This window comes from Streptobacillus felis (genome assembly GCF_001559775.1).
Taxonomy (GTDB): Bacteria; Fusobacteriota; Fusobacteriia; order Fusobacteriales; family Leptotrichiaceae; genus Streptobacillus; species Streptobacillus felis.
In genome coordinates, this window is the sequence record NZ_LOHX01000320.1 from 1 (window position 1) to 2,148 (window position 2,148).

The following is a 2,148-nucleotide window of genomic DNA, read 5'->3' on the forward strand; positions in this document are numbered from 1 at the left end:
TTCCCATTTTCATAAGAAACACTTTCAAACTTTTTTATAAAATTCATTTTATCACCCCTATATAATACACTGAATTTTTGTCTATATTTATAGTAAATCTTGATTTATTTTTCACTATAGCATAATATTTCCTAAAATTTTCTGTCGAGTATAATTTTAAATCAATTTTATCCAAATCCAAATTTATTTTAGGTATAAAAATAGCTACTGATCCATTAACAATTGTATCCTTAGGTAAAAATGCAGCTCTTAAATTATATGTAAAATTAGGCATTATTATACATTTTTTATTCATAAATTTTGATACCTGAAATTTCTCAGGAGTATCAATATATCTATCATAACCCATTATATTTATTAAATTAGTATCATCTAATATATTTTTAGATTTAATAACCCATGTTTTACCTTCCAATTTTAAATCTTTATTTGTAATTTGCCTGTCTCTATAAAATTCAAATACATTGAGTATTAACTTAGAAATAAATTCATCGAAAAATTCATTTCTATACATTAACCACATTTTATCATGAAATATATATTTTTGAGGAACAAAATAAATTTTGGATTCCAATTTATTTTCTATTTTAATTTTATCTATATTTTTTTTTGTAAAATAATAAGAAATTATTTCAATAAAAACATTTTTAAATCCATGTACACCATAATCAATTAAATGTTTTATATTGTAATTTTCAAATTTAGTTCTTAAAGTATCAAATTCCGGATTCATAAGAAATGTTTTTGGTAAAATTAAAATTATATTTTCTGACTTATTATATATTTTTTCCAAAAATAAACCAAAAATATTATCACAATTAAATTCTATCTTTTTTCTATATATTTTTTTTAGATTAGAACTAAGCTTAAAATACGGAGGATTACCTATAATATAATCATATTCTTCTTCAAAATTATAATCAATGAAATCTAAATTATGTGTTCTAATTTCTATTTTATTCTCATCTAAATTATATTTTTTAAGTTGCCTAATTGTTTCTTCTAAAACCAATAAATCAATATCAACTATATCTATTATTAATTTTTCACAATAATCAAATTTTGATATTATTGGAATTAAAAAGTTCCCTCCTCCCACTGAAGGTTCTAAAATTTTTATAATTTTTTTTTCATTATTTGTAACACTGTTCAAACTATCAAATATAATATTTTGTGGTGTATAAAATAATCCACTTTCTCTAGCTTCACTCAATGTGTTTTTTTTCTCGTTTATTAAAGACATTATATATATATTAGAAAAAATTTTTTCTTCTGATAATGATTCATTATTTAAAAAATAATTATAATCAAACATTTTAGATATATTTTGGGAAATTTTATACATTATTTTTGTCGGAACTGCTTCTCCGATACATCTCCTAATATTTAATTCATTTTTTTTTAAAAATTCTTTTATCTTTTCGTAATCATTATATTTTTCAACATTTTCTTTTACCCATTTAAATTCATTCGGGATTGTCATTATCCTCATTAATTCACGAATCGATAAAACCCTATCTGATGAAGGGTGTATTGTATCCGTAGCTGCTAATTGATCATTTCTAGTTGTAACACAAGCAGCTGGTTTATCCCAAAATAATCTTCTAAACTTGTTACCCAAATGTCCAGATTTTAATATATGTTTTTCTCCTTTAACAATCTTATACGGCTTATTATCTCCATCATTTCCAAAAGCACTTTCACCTTCTTTTAAATTTTTTATCCAATCTCTCATATAACCATTATATTCCCTAAAGAAATGATATGGATCATTGGGTACAAAATAAGTAGGTTCTTCCAAAAGTGCTAAATCTCCTATAGCTTCACGTAATGTTATATTTTTTTCTTTTAAAGGGAATAAATTTAATGGAGACATATATTTTTCGGTTTTTTTTGTTCCTATAACCAATGTTCTTGGTCTACTTGATGGTATTCCATAATCTTTAAAATTTATTACCTTCCAACTTATATTATAATTATCAGATAAATTATTAAAAATTGCTTCTTCTATAATTTTATCTTCACCATCTATATCTGTACATAATGTTTTCATAAATGATCTAACGTTTTCAAAAACAAATACTTTAGGTTTTATTTCATTAATAATTTTAATTGCTTCTACAACCAAACTATTTCTATGTTTTTCAT

1 protein-coding gene is annotated in these 2,148 nt (G+C 22.4%); it reads right to left on the reverse strand.

Annotation, left to right across the window (positions count from 1 at the left end; genetic code table 11):
• Positions 1 to 43: 43 nt before the first annotated feature.
• Positions 44 to 2,148: DNA cytosine methyltransferase (locus AYC60_RS07615; protein ID WP_156447706.1), on the reverse strand; the 2,105-nt coding region annotated here is incomplete at its 5' end.